Source organism: Pantoea sp. YU22, assembly GCF_003970755.1.
Lineage (GTDB): Bacteria > Pseudomonadota > Gammaproteobacteria > Enterobacterales > Enterobacteriaceae > Pantoea > Pantoea piersonii.
In genome coordinates, this window is sequence record NZ_RYDU01000013.1 from 62,230 (window position 1) to 79,599 (window position 17,370).

20 protein-coding genes are annotated in these 17,370 nt (G+C 56.8%); 13 read left to right on the forward strand and 7 right to left on the reverse strand.

The features are described from left to right. Positions 1 to 36 precede the first annotated feature (36 nt). From EKL29_RS16720 to coaD, 8 genes are all read left to right on the forward strand, one after another. Positions 37 to 1,161, forward strand: a complete 1,125-nt coding sequence (locus EKL29_RS16720; RefSeq protein ID WP_126690252.1) for a glycosyltransferase — start codon at positions 37 to 39, stop codon at positions 1,159 to 1,161. 42 nt (positions 1,162 to 1,203) lie between these two features. Continuing rightward, on the forward strand, positions 1,204 to 2,313 hold the full coding sequence (locus EKL29_RS16725; protein WP_126690253.1) for a glycosyltransferase family 9 protein: 1,110 nt from the start codon (positions 1,204 to 1,206) through the stop codon (positions 2,311 to 2,313). Continuing rightward, entirely contained in the window at positions 2,310 to 3,308 is a 999-nt protein-coding gene (locus tag EKL29_RS16730) for a glycosyltransferase (RefSeq protein WP_126690254.1), read from the forward strand. Before EKL29_RS16725 ends, EKL29_RS16730 begins: the two co-directional genes overlap by 4 nt. 72 nt (positions 3,309 to 3,380) lie before the next feature. Beyond that, entirely contained in the window at positions 3,381 to 4,457 is a 1,077-nt protein-coding gene (rfaQ, locus tag EKL29_RS16735) for a putative lipopolysaccharide heptosyltransferase III (RefSeq protein WP_120458098.1), read from the forward strand. Further along, the gene (locus EKL29_RS16740; RefSeq protein WP_120458100.1) at positions 4,450 to 5,583 is read left to right on the forward strand and encodes a glycosyltransferase family 4 protein; all 1,134 of its coding nucleotides are present in this window, start codon (positions 4,450 to 4,452) and stop codon (positions 5,581 to 5,583) included. The genes rfaQ and EKL29_RS16740 overlap by 8 nt, the downstream gene beginning before the upstream one ends. An 85-nt stretch (positions 5,584 to 5,668) precedes the next feature. Continuing rightward, positions 5,669 to 6,943 carry a lipid IV(A) 3-deoxy-D-manno-octulosonic acid transferase gene (gene waaA, locus EKL29_RS16745; RefSeq protein ID WP_120458102.1) on the forward strand — a complete coding sequence of 425 codons (1,275 nt, stop codon included), beginning with the start codon at positions 5,669 to 5,671 and terminating at the stop codon, positions 6,941 to 6,943. Further along, entirely contained in the window at positions 6,943 to 7,719 is a 777-nt protein-coding gene (locus tag EKL29_RS16750; RefSeq protein ID WP_120458104.1) for a glycosyltransferase family 2 protein, read from the forward strand. The genes waaA and EKL29_RS16750 overlap by 1 nt, the downstream gene beginning before the upstream one ends. Continuing rightward, complete coding sequence (coaD, locus tag EKL29_RS16755) at positions 7,716 to 8,195, forward strand: pantetheine-phosphate adenylyltransferase (RefSeq protein WP_120458105.1); 480 nt, start codon at positions 7,716 to 7,718, stop codon at positions 8,193 to 8,195. Before EKL29_RS16750 ends, coaD begins: the two co-directional genes overlap by 4 nt. Here the strand turns inward: coaD and mutM are convergent, their stop codons facing one another. The 4 genes from mutM to radC all read right to left on the reverse strand — a co-directional run bounded on the left by mutM (position 8,196) and on the right by radC (position 10,390). After that, positions 8,196 to 9,005: a bifunctional DNA-formamidopyrimidine glycosylase/DNA-(apurinic or apyrimidinic site) lyase gene (mutM, locus tag EKL29_RS16760; RefSeq protein WP_120458107.1), complete on the reverse strand. Its 810-nt coding sequence runs from the start codon at positions 9,003 to 9,005 to the stop codon at positions 8,196 to 8,198. A gap of 69 nt (positions 9,006 to 9,074) precedes the next feature. Continuing rightward, complete coding sequence (gene rpmG, locus EKL29_RS16765; RefSeq protein ID WP_001051798.1) at positions 9,075 to 9,242, reverse strand: 50S ribosomal protein L33; 168 nt, start codon at positions 9,240 to 9,242, stop codon at positions 9,075 to 9,077. Between the two features lie 11 nt (positions 9,243 to 9,253). After that, on the reverse strand, positions 9,254 to 9,490 hold the full coding sequence (gene rpmB / locus EKL29_RS16770) for a 50S ribosomal protein L28 (RefSeq protein ID WP_010616494.1): 237 nt from the start codon (positions 9,488 to 9,490) through the stop codon (positions 9,254 to 9,256). A 243-nt stretch (positions 9,491 to 9,733) separates the two neighbouring features. Then, the gene (gene radC, locus EKL29_RS16775) at positions 9,734 to 10,390 is read right to left on the reverse strand and encodes a RadC family protein (protein WP_120458109.1); all 657 of its coding nucleotides are present in this window, start codon (positions 10,388 to 10,390) and stop codon (positions 9,734 to 9,736) included. Between the two features lie 184 nt (positions 10,391 to 10,574). On the opposite strand from radC, the gene coaBC reads away from it, so the two are divergent. The 3 genes from coaBC to slmA all read left to right on the forward strand — a co-directional run bounded on the left by coaBC (position 10,575) and on the right by slmA (position 12,939). After that, entirely contained in the window at positions 10,575 to 11,804 is a 1,230-nt protein-coding gene (coaBC, locus tag EKL29_RS16780) for a bifunctional phosphopantothenoylcysteine decarboxylase/phosphopantothenate--cysteine ligase CoaBC (RefSeq protein ID WP_179256443.1), read from the forward strand. Next, a complete protein-coding gene (gene dut / locus EKL29_RS16785; protein WP_126690255.1) occupies positions 11,773 to 12,231 on the forward strand; it encodes a dUTP diphosphatase in 459 nt (152 codons plus the stop codon). Before coaBC ends, dut begins: the two co-directional genes overlap by 32 nt. Before the next feature lie 111 nt (positions 12,232 to 12,342). Next, complete coding sequence (gene slmA / locus EKL29_RS16790) at positions 12,343 to 12,939, forward strand: nucleoid occlusion factor SlmA (RefSeq protein ID WP_120458113.1); 597 nt, start codon at positions 12,343 to 12,345, stop codon at positions 12,937 to 12,939. A 69-nt stretch (positions 12,940 to 13,008) separates the two neighbouring features. On the opposite strand, the gene pyrE is transcribed toward slmA, so the two are convergent. Beyond that, a complete protein-coding gene (pyrE, locus tag EKL29_RS16795; protein ID WP_120458115.1) occupies positions 13,009 to 13,650 on the reverse strand; it encodes an orotate phosphoribosyltransferase in 642 nt (213 codons plus the stop codon). 49 nt (positions 13,651 to 13,699) lie between these two features. Further along, positions 13,700 to 14,416, reverse strand: coding sequence for a ribonuclease PH (gene rph, locus EKL29_RS16800; RefSeq protein ID WP_033754298.1), 717 nt, complete (start codon positions 14,414 to 14,416; stop codon positions 13,700 to 13,702). 145 nt (positions 14,417 to 14,561) lie between these two features. Here rph and EKL29_RS16805 point away from each other — a divergent pair, with 145 nt between their 5' ends. After that, positions 14,562 to 15,746: a NupC/NupG family nucleoside CNT transporter gene (locus EKL29_RS16805; protein WP_126690256.1), complete on the forward strand. Its 1,185-nt coding sequence runs from the start codon at positions 14,562 to 14,564 to the stop codon at positions 15,744 to 15,746. Between the two features lie 33 nt (positions 15,747 to 15,779). Here the strand turns inward: EKL29_RS16805 and EKL29_RS16810 are convergent, their stop codons facing one another. After that, entirely contained in the window at positions 15,780 to 16,211 is a 432-nt protein-coding gene (locus tag EKL29_RS16810; RefSeq protein ID WP_120458119.1) for a DUF3574 domain-containing protein, read from the reverse strand. A gap of 159 nt (positions 16,212 to 16,370) precedes the next feature. On the opposite strand from EKL29_RS16810, the gene EKL29_RS16815 reads away from it, so the two are divergent. After that, complete coding sequence (locus EKL29_RS16815) at positions 16,371 to 17,234, forward strand: YicC/YloC family endoribonuclease (RefSeq protein ID WP_120458121.1); 864 nt, start codon at positions 16,371 to 16,373, stop codon at positions 17,232 to 17,234. The last annotated feature ends 136 nt before the right edge of the window (positions 17,235 to 17,370 follow it).

Genomic DNA, 17,370 nt, shown 5'->3' on the forward strand with positions numbered 1-17,370 from the left:
CAATTTGAGGTAGGTATTTTGTCGAAACGCATACTGATGATCATTGATGGCTTACCCGGCGGAGGCGCTGAGAAAGTCGTACTGACACTGGCGGAAGGTCTGGTTAAACAGGGACATCGCGTCTCCCTTTTCTCTTTGCGCAGCGTATGCGACTACCCTATCCCGGATGGCGTTGATTATCAGGTCGTTAAGGATCGCTGTAAACTTCCCTGGCGTAAGCTTACTGAAACGCATCGCCGTGCGCAGCTCCTTGATCAGGCAGTTGAACAGTCACAGAGTACAAAAGGCGATTTCGATCTGGTGTTTTCACACCTCCACAAGACCGATCGCATCGTTAAACATTCACGCGTGCTTGATCAGACAAAAACATGGCACTGCCTGCATGGCGTCTTTTCCGCATCCTATCTGGCCAGGAAATCAGGTTTTTCACTCTGGCTGAAGCGATTAAAAATACGTCATGTTTATCAAAATCGTCAGCTTATTGCCGTCTCGCCTTATGTGCTTGAAGATTTAATTGAGAATATTGGCGTCAGGCCCAGCCGCACGCGCGTTATCGCCAACCCGTTTGATTTTGAGCTAATAAAACAGCTTGCGGCAAAACCCTGCCCGCTTGCAGGCACCGATTTTATCCTGCATGTGGGCCGCTTCCACGAAACCAAACGTCATGACCGGCTTCTTGAGGCTTATGCGCAAAGCGGCATTGCAGCTCCGCTTGTGCTGTTGGGCCAGGGTCGTCCTGAGCGCGAGGCGCAGCTGCGTCAGCAGGCGGAAAAACTGGGTATTGCAGAGCGCGTTATTTTTCAGGGGTTTCAGGCAAACCCTTATCCCTGGATACGCCATGCCCGGCTGCTGGTTGTCAGCTCTGACAGCGAAGGATTCGGCAATGTTTTGGTGGAAGCGCTGATCTGTCGGACGCCGGTCGTCAGCACCCGCTGCCCGGGCGGACCAGCAACGATTCTGACTAATGACTTGTCGCGTGGTCTCGCTGATTTGAACGCCGCCTCTCTGGCGAAAAAAATGCTTGAAATTTATCATTACCCACCTGAGTTGCATCATCTCGACCTAAGCATTTATAGTCTCTCCGTTATTTGTGAACAGTACCTGCAGCTTGCGCAGCCGCCACATAAGGAATTATCCGCCGCTCCGCAACTAATGAGCTAAGAAGGTCTCCCTTTCGGCGTGACCGGATAAAGGGAAAACATTTTGAATTACGTAATACTTTTTCTGCTTTTTTTGCCAATAAAGTGGGTGATGAAGCTGCTGCATCCGCGAAAGGGTAGAAACCTGGTGATTCAGACAGCGAAAATCGGCGACTTCGTTAACATCACGCCGCTGCTGGCACATCTGCAAAAAAGCGATGCGCTGTTAAGCCGCAGCGTTGCGCCACTGGCGGAGCGTGACGATACGCTGGAAAGCCTCTGGTATATTGAGGATTACAAAAGGAGCCTGCTCAAGAAATTCAGGCTGGTATGGCTGCTTCTCAACCGTTACGACAACATTTACCTTCTGCATCCCAACAATCTGAATTTATTTATTGCCTCCTGCTGCAACGCCAGCAATAAGCAGTTTTTAACCACTTATAAACGCAAAGCTTATCAAAACCTGTTCTACCTGACCGCCAGCGGTGTCGTCAGTCATGAAAAAAACACGCTGACGGTAGAGAATTATTTAAAACTGGCTGACCGCTCTTTTACCAAAGAGAGCTATCCCAGACACGCCACCCGCCCTCTCTGGCAACCTGACGACCTGCCGGAAGAGATTTTTTCTGGTCAGGGGGCAAAGATTGGCTTCAGCATTACCGCCGGCAATCAGGCCAAAACTATTCCCCCATCCATCTGGAAAACCCTTTTCGACAGTCTGGATGATCTGCCCTGTACTTTTTATGCGTTTGGCGCGCCCAATGAGCAGACTCGTATGCAGGAGCTTTTTAAGGTGACCGGCGAGCGAGAAAATATTGTCAATCTGGTGGGAAAAGTGCCGCTGGAAAGCCTGCCGGCCGCCATCCGCGAAATGGATTTTTATGTCGCTTCAGACTCCGGAAATGTCTATATCGCCGACGCGCAGCAGGTGCCTGTTATTTTGATATACGGCCCCTGCAGCGTAGAGGAGCAACGCCCGCTTGGCGATGTCTTATTGATTGGCCCTGACCACATTGCCCCCTCTTCCTTTGTGTTTGATGCGCTTTATCAGTTCCATCAACCAGCTGAACAGTTGTATAAACTGGACCAGCGCAAGCTTAACGATATTCACGATTTTATTTCCGCCAGGCTGGACAAGCAGCTGGCGCGACGGAAAAACAAACAGACAATATGACAGGAAAGCCTGATTATTCTCCTTTGCTCAGCATCATTTCCCCCATGTACAACGCGGGCGAGATGTTCGATGCCTTTATGCAGTCGCTACTGGCGCAGACGCTGACCTCGCTGGAAATCATTATCGTCAATGACGGTTCTACTGACGATTCCGGCGCGCGCGCCGATGCGTATGCGGCTCAATATCCCCATATCACTGTTATTCACCAGGAAAACGGCGGCGTGTCGCGCGCGCGCAACGCCGGACTGCGCGTCGCGCGCGGCAAATATGTCACCTTCCCGGACTCGGACGACACCATGCAGCCAGAGATGTATAAAACCCTGGTGGCAATGGCGGAAGAGGACGATCTCGACGCCGCGCAGTGCAATGCCGAGTGGTTTTTCCAGCGCGACCAGCGCACCAGGCCGATAATTCCGCTGGATCGCCTGCGCAGCACGCCGGTGCTGAGCGGCGCGGAGTGGCTCAATACCGCGCTGAAAACGCGGCGCTACCTGCATGTGGTCTGGCTGGGCATCTATCGCCGATCATTGATCGAGCAGAAGCAGCTCTGGTTTGAGCCGGGTTTGCATCATCAGGATATTCCCTGGACCACCGAGTTTATGTTCAACGCACGGCGCGTCCGCTATACCGATCAGGTATTTTATCGCTACTATCTGCACGACGCTTCAATCAGCAACCGCAAACGTACCGGTCAGCGCAACGTGGAGTATCAGCGCCACTATCTGAAGATCGCCCGCATGCTGGAGGAGATCAACGCGCGCTATAAAGAGAGCGTGACGATTTATCCGGCTTTTCATGCACAAATCACCCACGAAGCGCTCAGCGTCTGCCACTGCGTGCGCCGCGAGCCCGATCCGGCAGCGAAGCAGGCGATAATCAACGATATATTCACCAGCAAAACGCATCTGCGTATGCTGCGTAATGCGCGCGGCATCAAGCAGTGGTATCAACTGCTGCTGTGGCTGAGTCGCCTCTGGCGCTGGCGAGACAAATAACCGCCGCCGCAGGTTTCACCTCTTAAGGGTTTGCCCTACAATCGCCTCACTGAAAATTAAGAGCATTTGTGTATGGCAAACCCGACTCACGCAGACGTTACCCCACACAATATTTTGCTAATCAAGCTGCGCCACCACGGCGATATGCTGCTTACTACGCCGGTTATCAACGCGCTGCGCCAGCGTTATCCCCAGGCCAATATCGACGTGCTGCTCTACAAAGAGACACGTCCGATGCTGGAAGCGCATCCGGCGATTCGCCAGCTGCACGTTATCGACCGCAAGTGGAAGCAGGAAGGAAGCTGGCGCAAACTGCGCCACGAGCGCGATCTGCTTGCCGCCGTTCGCGCCAGCCATTATGACGTCGTCATCAATCTCGCCGATCAATGGCGCAGCGCGCTGATTACCCTGTTCAGCGGCGCGCCGCTGCGTATCGGCTTTGCCTTCAATAAGCGCAACAACGCATTCTGGCGGCTCTGTCACAACGCTCTGGTGCCGACCCGCAACCATAATCAGCTTCATACGGTTGAGCAGAATATGACGGCGCTGACGCCGCTCGGCATTTCACCGCAAGGCGCGCGCGTCTCTATGCATTACAGCGCCGTCGATGGACAAAAAGTCGAAGCGCTGCTGACTGAACAGGGCGTTGATGCCGCTTTTATCGTCGTACAGCCCACCTCGCGCTGGAATTTTAAGTGCTGGGAAGAGGAGAAGGTCGCCGCGACTATCGACCAGCTGGCGCAGGCGAACTGCAAAGTGGTGCTGACCGCCGCGCCCGACAAGCATGAAATGGAGATGATCGCGCGCATCCAGGCGCTCTGCACGACGCCGAATCTGGTATCCCTGGCGGGCCAGCTCACGCTGCCGCAGCTGGCGGCGCTGATTGACCGCGCCCGGCTTTTTATCGGCGTGGACTCCGCGCCGATGCATATGGCCGCCGCGCTCGACACGCCCTGCATCGCGCTGTTCGGCCCGACCAAGCTTCAGTTCTGGCGGCCCTGGGGCGAGCATAACCACGTCATCTGGGCGGGCGATTACGGCCCGCTGCCCGATCCCGACGCCATCGATACTAATACCCGCCAGCGTTATCTCAGCGCCATTCCGGTCGACGATGTGGTCGAGGCGGCAAGGACGTACCTACATGACTAAATTACGCCTGGCGATCGTCCGGCAAAAATACCGTCCCGACGGCGGCGCCGAACGTTTTATCTCACGCGCGCTCGAAGCGCTCGGCAGCGAGCAGCTGGATCTCAATATCATCACGCGCAGCTGGCAGGGCACGCCCAATCCCGACTGGCATCTGCATATCTGCAATCCGCCCAAGCTGGGCCGTATTTCGCGTGAGCGCGGCTTTGCGCGCGCAGCGCGCGCCTGCTGGGAAAAAGAGCGGTTCGATATCGTTCAGAGCCACGAGCGCATCGCGGGCTGCGATATTTTTCGCGCCGGCGACGGCGTGCATCGCGTCTGGCTGGAGCAGCGGGCGCGCATCGTCTCGCCGTGGCAGCGTATGAGCACCGCGCTCAGCCCCTATCATCGCTATGTGCTACGCGCGGAAGCGGAAATGTTTAACGCTTCCTCTCTGAAAGCGGTGATCTGCAACTCCGAGATGGTCAAGCGCGACATCCTGCGCTGCTTTTCGCTGAGCGCGGAGAAAATCCATGTTATCCATAACGCCATTGATGCCCAACGCTTCCAGCCCGCCAGCGAGGCGAGCCGTCATGCCACACGTCAGCAGCTGCAGCTGCCAGACAGCGCCACTGTACTGATCTACGTCGGCTCCGGCTTCGAGCGTAAAGGGTTGAAGGCGGCGATTGAGGCGCTGGCGAACAGCGACCGCTACCTGATCGTAGTCGGACAGGACAAGCAGCTGTCGCGCTATCAGCAGCTGGCGAATCAGCTGAACTGTCTCGACCGACTGCGCTTTGTCGGCGTGCAGCAGGATGTGCAGCCTTTTTACCACGCCGCCGACGGGCTGTTGTTGCCGACGCTCTACGATCCTTTCCCCAATGTCGTGCTGGAGGCGATGGCCTGCGGCCTGCCGGTGATCACCAGCACCGGCTGCGGCGGCGCGGAATTTATTACCGCTGGTCAGGAAGGCTTCGTTTGCGATGCGTTAGATATCAACGCGTTGAATCAGGCTATTATGGCGATACCAGCCCTTTCGGCTGATTCGCGTCTGGGCGAAGCTGCAAGGCGCAGAATTGAGCCCTACGGACCTCAGCGTCTTGCGCAGTCGCTGACTTCGCTTTATCAGCAGGTTCTGTCGCGTCGCTGACAAAGTGATGAGCGTATTTAGGCTTTCTGATAACATAGATTGATTTATGTGAAATTTTTTCTGCCAGGCTGTCGAAACGATAACTATGACAACCCTCTATACCGTTCTGCTCTACCTTATTCAGCCGCTCATCTGGCTGCGCCTCTGGCTGCGCGGCCGTAAAGCGCCGGCGTACCGTAAACGCTGGGCAGAGCGCTACGGCTACTGCACGGGAAAAGTGGAGCCGGACGGCATTGTGCTGCACTCGGTTTCCGTCGGTGAAACCCTGGCGGCGATTCCGTTAGTGCGCGCGCTACGCCATCGCTATCCCACCCTGCCGATTACCGTGACCACCATGACGCCGACCGGCTCTGAACGGGCGCAGTCGGCGTTTGGCAAAGATGTGCATCACGTTTATCTGCCTTACGATCTGCCGGGCGCCATTAATCGTTTCCTCGACACGGTCAATCCGCGTCTGGTGATCATTATGGAAACCGAGCTGTGGCCCAACATTATCCGCATTCTGCATCAGCGTCAGATTCCGCTGGTGATCGCCAATGCCCGGCTGTCGGAACGTTCTTCTAAAGGTTATCGCAAGCTGGGCGGCTTTATGCGCGACCTGTTGCAGCGCATCACCCTTATCGCCGCACAGAATGCGGAAGATGGCGATCGCTTTCTGGCGCTGGGCCTGAAACGCTCGCAGCTGGCGGTCACCGGCAGCCTGAAATTCGATATTTCCGTCACGCCTGAGCTGGCCGCCAGAGCAATTACGCTGCGTCGTCAGTGGGCGCCGCGCCGTCCGGTCTGGATCGCCACCAGCACCCATGAAGGGGAAGAGGCGATTGTGCTCGATGCGCATCGTCGTCTGCTGCAGACTTTTCCCGACCTGCTGCTAATTCTGGTGCCTCGCCATCCGGAGCGCTTCAGCGACGCGCGCGATTTGACGCAAAAACGCAACTTCAGCTTTATCCTGCGCAGCAGCGGCGAAATCCCCTCTGGCTCGACGCAGGTTGTTATCGGCGACACCATGGGCGAACTGATGCTGCTCTACGGCATCGCCGATCTCGCCTTTGTCGGCGGCAGCCTGGTAGAGCGCGGCGGACACAATCCGCTGGAGCCTGCCGCGCACGCCATTCCGGTGCTGATGGGGCCGCATACCTGGAACTTCAAAGATATCTGCAGCAAGCTGCAGCAGGCGCAGGGCCTGATTACCGTGACCGACGTTGTGTCGCTGGAGAAAGAGGTGACCAATCTGCTTCAGGATGAGGATTACCGACTCTACTACGGTCGTCACGCGGTCGAGGTGCTGCACCAGAACCAGGGCGCATTGCAGCGTCTGCTACAGTTACTCGAACCTCATTTACCGCCACGGGCTCACTGATGACCGCTCGCCAACGTCTTTCTGTGGTAATGATCGCCAAAAATGAAGCGGCGCTACTGCCCGACTGTCTCGCCTCGGTCAGCTGGGCGGATGAAATTATCCTGCTGGACTCCGGCAGCAGCGATGAGACCGCCGAGATTGCCCGCCAGGCTGGCGCAAAGGTCTATCATGCCGAGGCGTGGGCCGGTTTCGGCAAACAGCGCCAGCGCGCGCAGCGCTACGCCAGCGGCGATATGATTCTGATGATCGATGCCGACGAGCGCGTTACGCCGACACTGCGCGCCAGTATTGAGGCGGTGCTAACGCAGCCACCCTCGGCGACCGTCTACAGCCTGAACCGCAGCAACCTTTTTCTCGGCCGCTTTATGCGCCACAGCGGCTGGTATCCGGATCGCGTGATGCGCCTCTATCCGCGCGCGCTGAACTATAACGACAACCTGGTGCATGAATCGCTGGAAACGCAGGGTGCGCCGGTCGTCCGGCTGCAGGGCGATCTGCAGCATCTGACCTGTCGTGACCTTATTATTTTCCAGCAAAAGCAGCTGGCCTACGCCGCAGCCTGGGCACAGGAGCGTCACCAGCGCGGCAAGCGCTGCGGCCTCTTCTCGATATTTACCCATACGCTAGGCGCTTTTATGAAGACGCTGCTGCTGCGCGCAGGCTTTCTCGACGGCAAACAGGGATGGATTCTGGCCGTGGTCAACGCGCAGTACACTTTCAACAAATATTCCGCGCTGTGGGCGCTGAATCATGCCGCAGATAAAGGCCGTCTATGAGCACTAAAGCGATTTATCCCGGAACCTTCGACCCCGTCACGCTCGGCCATCTTGATATCGTGACGCGCGCCGCGCAGATGTTTAATCAGGTAGTTATGGCAGTCGCCGCCAGTCCGAGCAAGAAGCCGATGTTTACTCTGGAAGAGCGCGTCGATCTGGCACGCAGCATGGTGGCGCATCTGCCAAACGTCGAGGTAGTGGGATTTAGCGATCTGATGGCGAACTTCGCCCGGACGCAGCAGGCCAACGTACTGGTGCGCGGCCTGCGTGCGGTGTCCGACTTTGAATATGAGATGCAGCTCGCCCATATGAATCGCCATTTGCTGCCGACGCTGGAGAGCGTGTTCCTGATGCCGACCGAAGGCTTCTCTTTTATCTCTTCTTCACTGGTAAAAGAGGTAGCGCGCCACGGTGGCGACGTGAGCGCCTTTCTGCCGCCGCATGTGCTCCAGGCGCTGCTGGCGAAGCTGGCCTGATTAACGCTGGCAGTTGGGGCACCAGAAGGTGCTGCGCTGCCCGTGCTTACCGCTGACAATCGGCGTACCGCAGGCGCGGCAGGGTTCGCCAGCGCGTCCATAAACCTGCAGCTCCTGAGCAAAATACCCTGGCTTGCCGTCGCTCTGTAAGAAGTCGCGCAGCGTCGTACCGCCCTGCTCTATGGAACGCAGCAGTACGGCCTTAATGGTCGCGGCCAGACGCTGCGCCTCTTCATCGCTCAGGCTCATTGCCGGACGATCGGGCAGGATCCCGGCAGTGAATAGCGATTCGCTGGCGTAGATATTGCCGACGCCGACGACCACTTTATTATCCATTAGCCACTGCTTTACCGCCGTGCGCTTGCCGCGCGACTTTTGATAGAGATAGTCGCCGCTAAAGGCGTCGCTGAGTGGTTCAGGCCCCAGATGCGCCAGCACGTTGCTCCCTTCGGGATCGGTGCTCCACAGCCAGGCGCCAAAGCGGCGCGGATCGGTGTAGCGCAGCACTTTGCCGTTGCTCATCACTAAATCGACATGGTCATGCTTCGCGGCGGGCTGCTCTTCCGGCAGCACGCGCAAACTGCCGGACATGCCAAGATGGATGATGATCCAGCCGTGGGGCAGCTCCAGCAGCAAATATTTGGCGCGGCGCTGCACGCTCAGCACAGGCTGGTCGCTGAGCGCATGGATCTCCTGCGACACCGGCCAGCGCAGACGCGAATTACGCACCACCGCATGTAGAATTTTTTCGCCCACCAGATGCGGTTCTATGCCGCGTCGGCTGGTTTCGACCTCGGGTAATTCCGGCATGTTCTCTCCTCAAAAAGCGGCAAAAACAAAAAACCCGGCCGAAGCCGGGTTTTTCACAGAACACCAAAATTATTTAATTTTGGCTTCTTTGTAGATCACGTGCTGACGTACAACCGGATCGAACTTTTTCAGTTCCAGCTTCTCAGGTTTAGTACGTTTGTTCTTCGTGGTGGTATAGAAGTGACCTGTACCAGCAGAGGAAACCAGCTTGATCTTCTCACGAATACCTTTAGCCATGATTCAGTTCCTTAGTACTTCTCACCACGGGCGCGGATTTCGGCCAGAACCGTATCGATGCCCTTTTTATCAATAACACGCATACCTTTAGCAGATACACGCAGAGTAACGAAGCGCTTCTCGCTCTCAACCCAGAAACGGTGTGAGTGCAGGTTCGGAAGGAAACGGCGTTTCGTCGCGTTCATTGCGTGGGAACGGTTGTTACCGGTCACCGGACGCTTTCCAGTTACCTGGCAGACTCGTGACATGTCTATTCTCCAAAAATCAAATCAGCTCGAGCTTTAAAAACTAGGTCTTGGCCGCCTCGTCAGGCTCATAGCCCGCCAGGCGAGTTCCATGTGAACCCGCTAAGCTGGCCCAAACGCCAAACCCGAGATTCTCAAAGGTGGCGTAGTATACGCCGCTCAGCGCAAGTGCTCAAGTCCCGAACAGATAAAGATCCCTGAAGCTCGTGCAAAAACCCGCCATCTGCACCTGGCAAGGGAGGCTTTTTACAGCCAGCCGCGCTCCGCAAAAGAGACATATTCGCCGTGACCAATCACCAGATGATCGAGCAGACGTATATTAAGCAGGGCGCAGGCCGCGCTTACTTTGTGCGTAATATGGCGATCGGCGCGGCTGGGTTCCGCCATTCCGGAGGGATGATTATGCGCCAGAATAATCGCCGCCGCGTTAAGCTTCAGCGCCTCGCGCACGATTTCACGCGGATGCACCTCGACGCTGTTAATGGATCCCATAAATATTTTCTGCGCCTGCAAGACACGGTGCTGATTATCAAGAAACAGCGCCATAAAAATCTCCCGCTCCTGATGCGCCAGCACGCCCTGCAGATAGTGTCGCGTCACCTGCGGGTTCGCCATCACATCCTCCCGCGCCATCTGGCTGGCGAAAAAGCGCCGCGCCAGTTCAGCGATAGCATGCAGCTGCGCCAGCTTCGCAGCGCCGACGCCTTTTATCTCGTCAAACTCCGCCGGCCCGGCGGTCATAATGTGATAAAGCGAACCGAACCGCTGCAACATCTGCTGCGCCAGCGTCATGACATTCGCGCCGACTGTCCCTGTGCGAAGAAAGATCGCCAGCAGTTCGACGTCGCTTAACGCCTCTGCACCCATCAACCGCAACTTTTCCCGTGGTGTCATATTGTCCATAAATGCCTCCTGCCGTTGACGACATCATGGTTAAATACTGTATACTTAACCAGTAACTTCTACCGAATTTACGAGGCGGCTCGCAAACGCAGGAGGTGAAAAGGTGCGGGGTCGGTTTTATGATACAGTCCTGCCACCCAGCCGCGCCTGACGCGGCTTCCAGCGAAACGAGGCCTACAGCATGATGGGATTAGCCGGAAAAAAAATTCTGCTTGGCGTAAGCGGCGGCATCGCCGCGTATAAAACGCCCGAGCTGGTGCGCCGCCTGCGCGATCGCGGCGCTGAGGTGCGCGTGATGATGACGCCCGCCGCCAAAGCCTTTATTACGCCGCTCAGCCTGCAGGCCGTTTCCGGCCATGCGGTATTCGAAGACCTGCTCGATCCTGCTGCCGAAGCGGCGATGGGCCATATCGAACTGGCGAAATGGGCGGATCTGGTGGTGCTGGCGCCAGCGTCAGCCGACCTTATCGCTCGTCTGAACGCGGGCATGGCTAACGACCTGGTGACGACCGCTTGTCTCGCCACCGCCGCCCCCGTTGCCGTGGTGCCGGCGATGAACCAGCAGATGTATCGCGCCGCCGTCACCCAGCATAACCTGCAGCAGCTTGAAGCGCGCGGCCTGCTGATTTGGGGACCCGACAGCGGCAGCCAGGCGTGCGGCGATGTAGGGCCAGGACGCATGCTCGATCCGCTGGCCATTGTCGACTACGCGGCGCAATGGGCGTCGTCAGTCAACGATCTGCAACATCTCAACATTATGATTACCGCCGGTCCGACGCGCGAAGCGCTCGACCCGGTGCGCTACATCAGCAACCACAGCTCCGGCAAGATGGGTTTCGCCATCGCCGCCGCCGCCGCCAGTCGTGGCGCCAGCGTGACGCTGGTGACCGGTCCGGTAACCCTGCCGACGCCGCCTGCGGTAAAGCGCATTGACGTCACGTCGGCACTGGAAATGGAAGCTGCTGTGATGGCTGAAGCGGCGCAACAGCAGATTTTTATCGCCAGCGCCGCCGTAGCGGATTACCGCGCCGCGACCATTGCGGCGGAAAAGATGAAAAAACAGGGCGGCGAAGACGATACCGTCACGCTCCAGCTGGTGAAAAACCCGGATATCGTGGCGGGCGTCGCCGCGATGCAGCAGGGCCGACCTTATGTGGTTGGATTTGCCGCTGAAACCCAGAATGTGGAAGAATACGCACGACAAAAGCGGGTAAGAAAAAATCTGGACCTGATCTGCGCCAATGACGTGGCGAAAGCCGGACAGGGATTTAACAGCGATACTAACGCGCTCCACCTTTTTTGGCAGGAGGGAGAAAAACGCTTGCCGCTCAGCGATAAGACGCTCCTTGGCCAACATTTATTAGACGAGATTGTCCGCCTTTATGATGAAAAAAATCGACGTAAAGATTCTTGATGCGCGCGTGGGCGCAGAGTTTCCACTGCCTACGTATGCCACCTCCGGCTCGGCCGGGCTTGATTTACGCGCCTGTCTGGACAGCGCGCTGGAAATCGCACCCGGCATGACTACGCTGGTGCCGACTGGCCTCGCGATCCACATCGGCGATCCCAGCCTGGCGGCGGTTATCCTGCCGCGCTCCGGTCTTGGCCATAAGCACGGCATCGTGCTGGGCAATCTGGTCGGCCTGATCGACTCCGACTATCAGGGCCAGCTGATGGTATCGGTGTGGAACCGCGGCCAGCAGAGCTTTACGCTGCAGCCAGGGGATCGCCTTGCGCAACTGGTCTTTGTACCGGTGGTGCAGGCGGAGTTCAACCTGGTGGAGGATTTTGACGCCAGCGCCCGCGGGGACGGCGGTTTCGGCCATTCAGGTCGCCAGTAACGCCCATTTTTTCTTAACCATCTGTTTATTTCTTATCAGCCTTAAGTTTCGCGCTTAGGGCTGACAGGAAGGTGTGCCTGCTTAAGGTGAATTTCAGGGGTTTTTAAGGTCATGGCAGAAAAAAAACTCGCCAAACGGAACCGTCGCGAAGAAATTTTGCAGGCGTTGGCGCAAATGCTGGAGTCCAGTGACGGTAGCCAGCGCATCACCACCGCCAAGCTGGCGGCAAACGTCGGCGTTTCTGAAGCGGCGCTCTATCGCCACTTTCCCAGCAAAACGCGCATGTTCGACAGCCTGATTGAGTTTATTGAAGACAGTCTGATTACCCGCATCAATCTGATCCTGAAAGATGAAAAAGAGACGATGGCGCGTCTGCGTCTTATCGTGCAATTGATTCTTGGCTTTGGTGAGCGTAATCCGGGGCTGACCCGTATTCTGACTGGCCACGCGCTGATGTTTGAGCAGGATCGCCTGCAGGGGCGTATCAACCAGCTGTTTGAGCGTATTGAAGCGCAGCTGCGTCAGGTGATGCGCGAGCGCAGAATGCGTGAAGGCGAAGGGTTTGAAACGGATGAGGCGCTGCTGGCGAGCCAGCTACTGGCTTTTTGCGAAGGCATACTGTCGCGTTATGTACGCTCTGAATTCCGTTTTCGCCCTACCGCCGATTTTGATATTCGCTGGCCGCTGCTGGCCGCACAGCTGGTGTAGTTCGCCTGCTGCTCGCATTAGCCGGGCTGGGTTCCCTTTCCCGATCGGGGGAAAGGGAATGTCACAGCGTTAAATGCCGTACTCTTTCTGGTAGGCGCGCACCTTCGCCAGATGATCGGCCATTTCCGGCCTCTCTTCCAGATAGCTAATCAGATCTGCCAGGGTGATGATGGCGGTGACCTGACATTTGTAGTCGCGCTCAACCTCCTGAATCGCTGAAATATCACCGCGCCCGCGCTCCTGCCGATCGAGAGAAATCAGCACGCCCGCCAGCGTAGCGTTATGCGCGTTGATAATATCCATCGATTCACGGATCGCAGTGCCGGCGGTGATTACGTCATCCACCAGCATGACGCGCCCCGCCAGAGGACTGCCTACCAGCAGGCCGCCTTCGCCATGATCTTTCGCCTCTTTGCGGTTGAAGCAGTAAGGCACGTCGCGATCATGGTGGTCGGCCAGCGCCACAGCGGTTGTCGTGGCGATGGGGATACCTTTATAGGCGGGGCCGAACAGCAGATCGAAATCGACGCCGCCATCGACTAACGCCTGCGCGTAGAAACGGCCCAGCAGCGCCAGATCGCGACCGCTGTTAAACAGGCCAGCATTGAAAAAATAGGGGCTTTTACGGCCAGACTTCAGGGTAAACTCGCCGAACTTCAGCACCTGCTTGTTCAGGGCGAATTCAATAAACTGACGCTGCCAGGCTTTCATCTCTCACTCCTCTCACAAAAAAAAGGCGACTCTCTGGTCGCCTGTTAAATCAGTTGTTCAGCGCCGCTTTCTGCGCCTGAATCAGTTCCTCAATGCCGCCGCGCGCCAGCGCGAGCAGCGACAGCAGCTCCTCATGGCTGAACGGCTCGCCTTCCGCCGTGCCCTGTACTTCAATCATGCGGCCATCTTCCAGCATCACGACGTTCATGTCGGTTTCGGCGGCGGAATCTTCCACATACTCCAGATCGCAGCGTGCTTCGCCCTCGACGATGCCGACGGAGATCGCCGCCACCATGCCTTTCATCGGGTTGGCTTTCAGCTTGCCGTCCGCCACCAGCTTATTCAGCGCATCGGCCAGTGCCACGCAGGCACCGGTAATCGATGCGGTACGCGTGCCGCCGTCAGCCTGGATCACGTCGCAATCGAGCGTGATGGTAAATTCGCCCAGCGCTTTGAGATCGACCGCCGCGCGCAGCGAGCGGGCAATCAGGCGCTGGATCTCCAGCGTACGTCCGCCCTGTTTGCCTTTTGCCGCCTCACGCGCCATACGGCTATGCGTGGAACGCGGCAGCATGCCATATTCAGCGGTAACCCAGCCCTGCCCCTGTCCTTTCAGGAAACGCGGGACACTCTCTTCCACGGTAGCAGTGCAAAGCACTTTGGTTTCGCCGAACTCCACCAAAACTGAGCCCTCGGCATGTTTGGTATAGTTTCGGGTCAGGGTGACGGGACGCACCTGTTGTGCGCTTCGGCCTGCTGGACGCATGGTAATCTCCGGCTGAAATGAATTGGCTGCGCATTATACGGACTTCCTCGTCGCCTGTCTTGCTGACGGGATTTCACAGCGGCAGATGAATTTCCGCACGGTCTGTGGCTAAATGCGCCTTCCTCACTCACTGAAAATAAAAAGTATGACCTCAATTCTTCATTTCCTGCTGGCGCTGGCGGTGATTTTTGCCCTTGCGCTGCTGGTCAGTCATGACCGCAAACAGATACGCCTGCGTTATATCGTGCAGCTGATCGTAGTAGAAGCCGCACTGGGCTGGTTTTTCCTGCACTCCGCCAGTGGACAGGGGGCAGTCAGCGCCTTCAGCGGCTTTTTTGAGAAGCTGCTGACCTTTGCCGCGCAGGGCACCGACTTCGTGTTTGGCAATATGAGCAAGCAAGGGCTGGCCTTTATCTTCCTCGGCGTGCTCTGCCCTATCATATTTATCTCGGCACTGATCGGCATCCTGCAGCACTGGCGCATTCTGCCGCTGCTGATTCGGCTGGTGGGCACGCTGCTGTCGAAAGTAAACGGCATGGGTAAGCTTGAGTCATTCAATGCGGTCAGTACCCTGATCCTCGGCCAGTCAGAGAACTTTATCGCCTATAAGGGCATTCTGGGCGATATCCCGCCGAAGCGCCTCTACACCATGGCCGCCACAGCGATGTCCACCGTGTCGCTCTCTATTGTCGGCGCCTATATGACGATGATCGCGCCTAAATATGTGGTCGCCGCGCTGCTGCTCAATATGTTCAGCACCTTTATTATTCTCTCCATTATCAACCCCGGCAAAGTGCAGGATGAACAGGCGATCCAGCTCGACAAGCTGCATGAAGAGCAAAGTTTTTTTGAGATGCTCGGCGAGTACATTCTGGCGGGTTTCAAGGTTGCGATGATTATTCTGGCGATGCTGATCGGCTTTATCGCGCTGATAGCCGCGGTTAATGCGCTCTTCAGCGCGCTGTTCGGCTACAGTTTTCAGCAGGTCCTTGGCTATGTCTTCTATCCTTTTGCCTGGCTGATCGGCATTCCTGCCGTGGATGCGCTGCAGGCGGCCAGCATTATGGCGACCAAGCTGGTCGCGAATGAGTTCGTGGCGATGATTGAGCTGCAAAAGGTAGCGGCAGGCATGACGCCGCGCGGTCTGGGCATTCTTTCCGTGTTTTTGGTGTCGTTCGCCAACGTCGCCTCTATCGGCATCGTGGCCGGGGCGATCAAAGGACTGAATGAACAACAGGGCAATGTAGTGTCCCGTTTCGGCTGGAAGCTGGTTTATGGCTCAACGCTGGTGAGTCTGCTGTCGGCAGCGTTTGCCGGCCTGTTTATCTGATCTCTGCGGCGGCCTTACCGCCGCCGTTTTTGCTCAGAACCCAACGCATACTGGCGCATCAACGCGCATCACCGACTCCTGACCGAAGCGCTGCTTGTAAATCGTGCGCAGCGCTTCGATATCGCTGTTCACGCCGTTTTCCGCCCCATGAATAAGCAGTAGCGCCTTGCTCGGCTCGCGCGCCAGCTTTCCGCTTTTCTCCAGCCATTGGCCGCTGGCGTCGTAAACGCTCAGGCCTGCTTTGAAGCGCGGCGTCACCTCTTTATCCAGAAAAAGCTGCCAGTCGGAGCGGCTCACCATACCGCCCTGCGGTTTGCTGAGGCCGAACCACAGCGTAGTCTGCATCATCATCTCGCCGCCTGCGCATACGGCAACAGGTTTAGTCGGCGGCGCAGGCGGGCGCGGCGCCTGGCAACCGGCCAGCAACGCGGCCAGCGCCATGGAAAGGGCAACAGAGCGGAACATTGGCGTTATCCTTAATCAAAACGATCAGCGGCCATCATAAGTGTCTGTCCGCAAAAGCGGAAATGTTTCGTTATTCGCATGCACTTGCGCTTATGCCTGTTAGCGCGCGGCGGGTATCGCTATACTTGCTGCATAATTTCTGACAAAGAGTAGCCGATTATGATCCGCAGTATGACCGCTTACGCCCGCCGCGAAGCCAAAGGCACCTGGGGCAGCGCCGCCTGGGAACTCCGCTCCGTTAACCAGCGTTATCTTGAAACTTATATCCGTCTGCCGGAGCAGTTTCGCAGTCTGGAGCCGGTTATTCGCGAACGTATTCGCCAACGCCTGACGCGCGGCAAAATCGAGTGCAACCTGCGCTTTGACGCCGATCCCGGCGCCCAGGGCGAGCTGATGCTGAACGAAACCCTGGCGAAGCAGCTGGTGCAGGCCGCTAACTGGGTGAAGATGCAGAGTGACGAAGGCGCCATCAATCCGATGGAAATTTTGCGCTGGCCTGGTGTGATGTCTGCACAGGAACAGGATCTGGATGCGATTAATGCCCAGCTGCTGAGTGCGCTGGACGGCGCGCTGGATGACTTTATCGTGGCGCGCGAAAGCGAAGGCGCCGCGCTGAAGGCGATGATCGAACAGCGTCTCGACGGCGTGAAGCAGGAAGTGGCGAAAGTGCGTACCCAGATGCCTGAGATCCTGAAATGGCAGCGTGAACGTCTGGTCGCGAAGCTGGAAGAAGCGGAAGTACAGCTGGAAAACAACCGTCTCGAGCAGGAACTGGTGATGATGGCGCAGCGTATCGACGTCGCGGAAGAGCTGGATCGCCTTGAAGCCCATGTTAAAGAGACCTATAACATCCTGGGTAAAAAAGAGGCTGTCGGTCGCCGCCTCGACTTTATGATGCAGGAGTTCAACCGCGAGTCGAACACGCTGGGTTCGAAGTCAATTAATGCGGACGTCACCGCATCGGCGATTGAACTGAAGGTGCTTATTGAGCAAATGCGCGAGCAGATTCAGAATATCGAGTAAGTTCTCACTTACTTTCACATGATGTCATAACAACAATAAAACCCGTGAATTACGGGTTTTATTGTCTCATTAAGAATCATCACTTCTCGCAAAACCTCGCGCTTTTACTGTACCATCTGATGTACCAATTATCTTT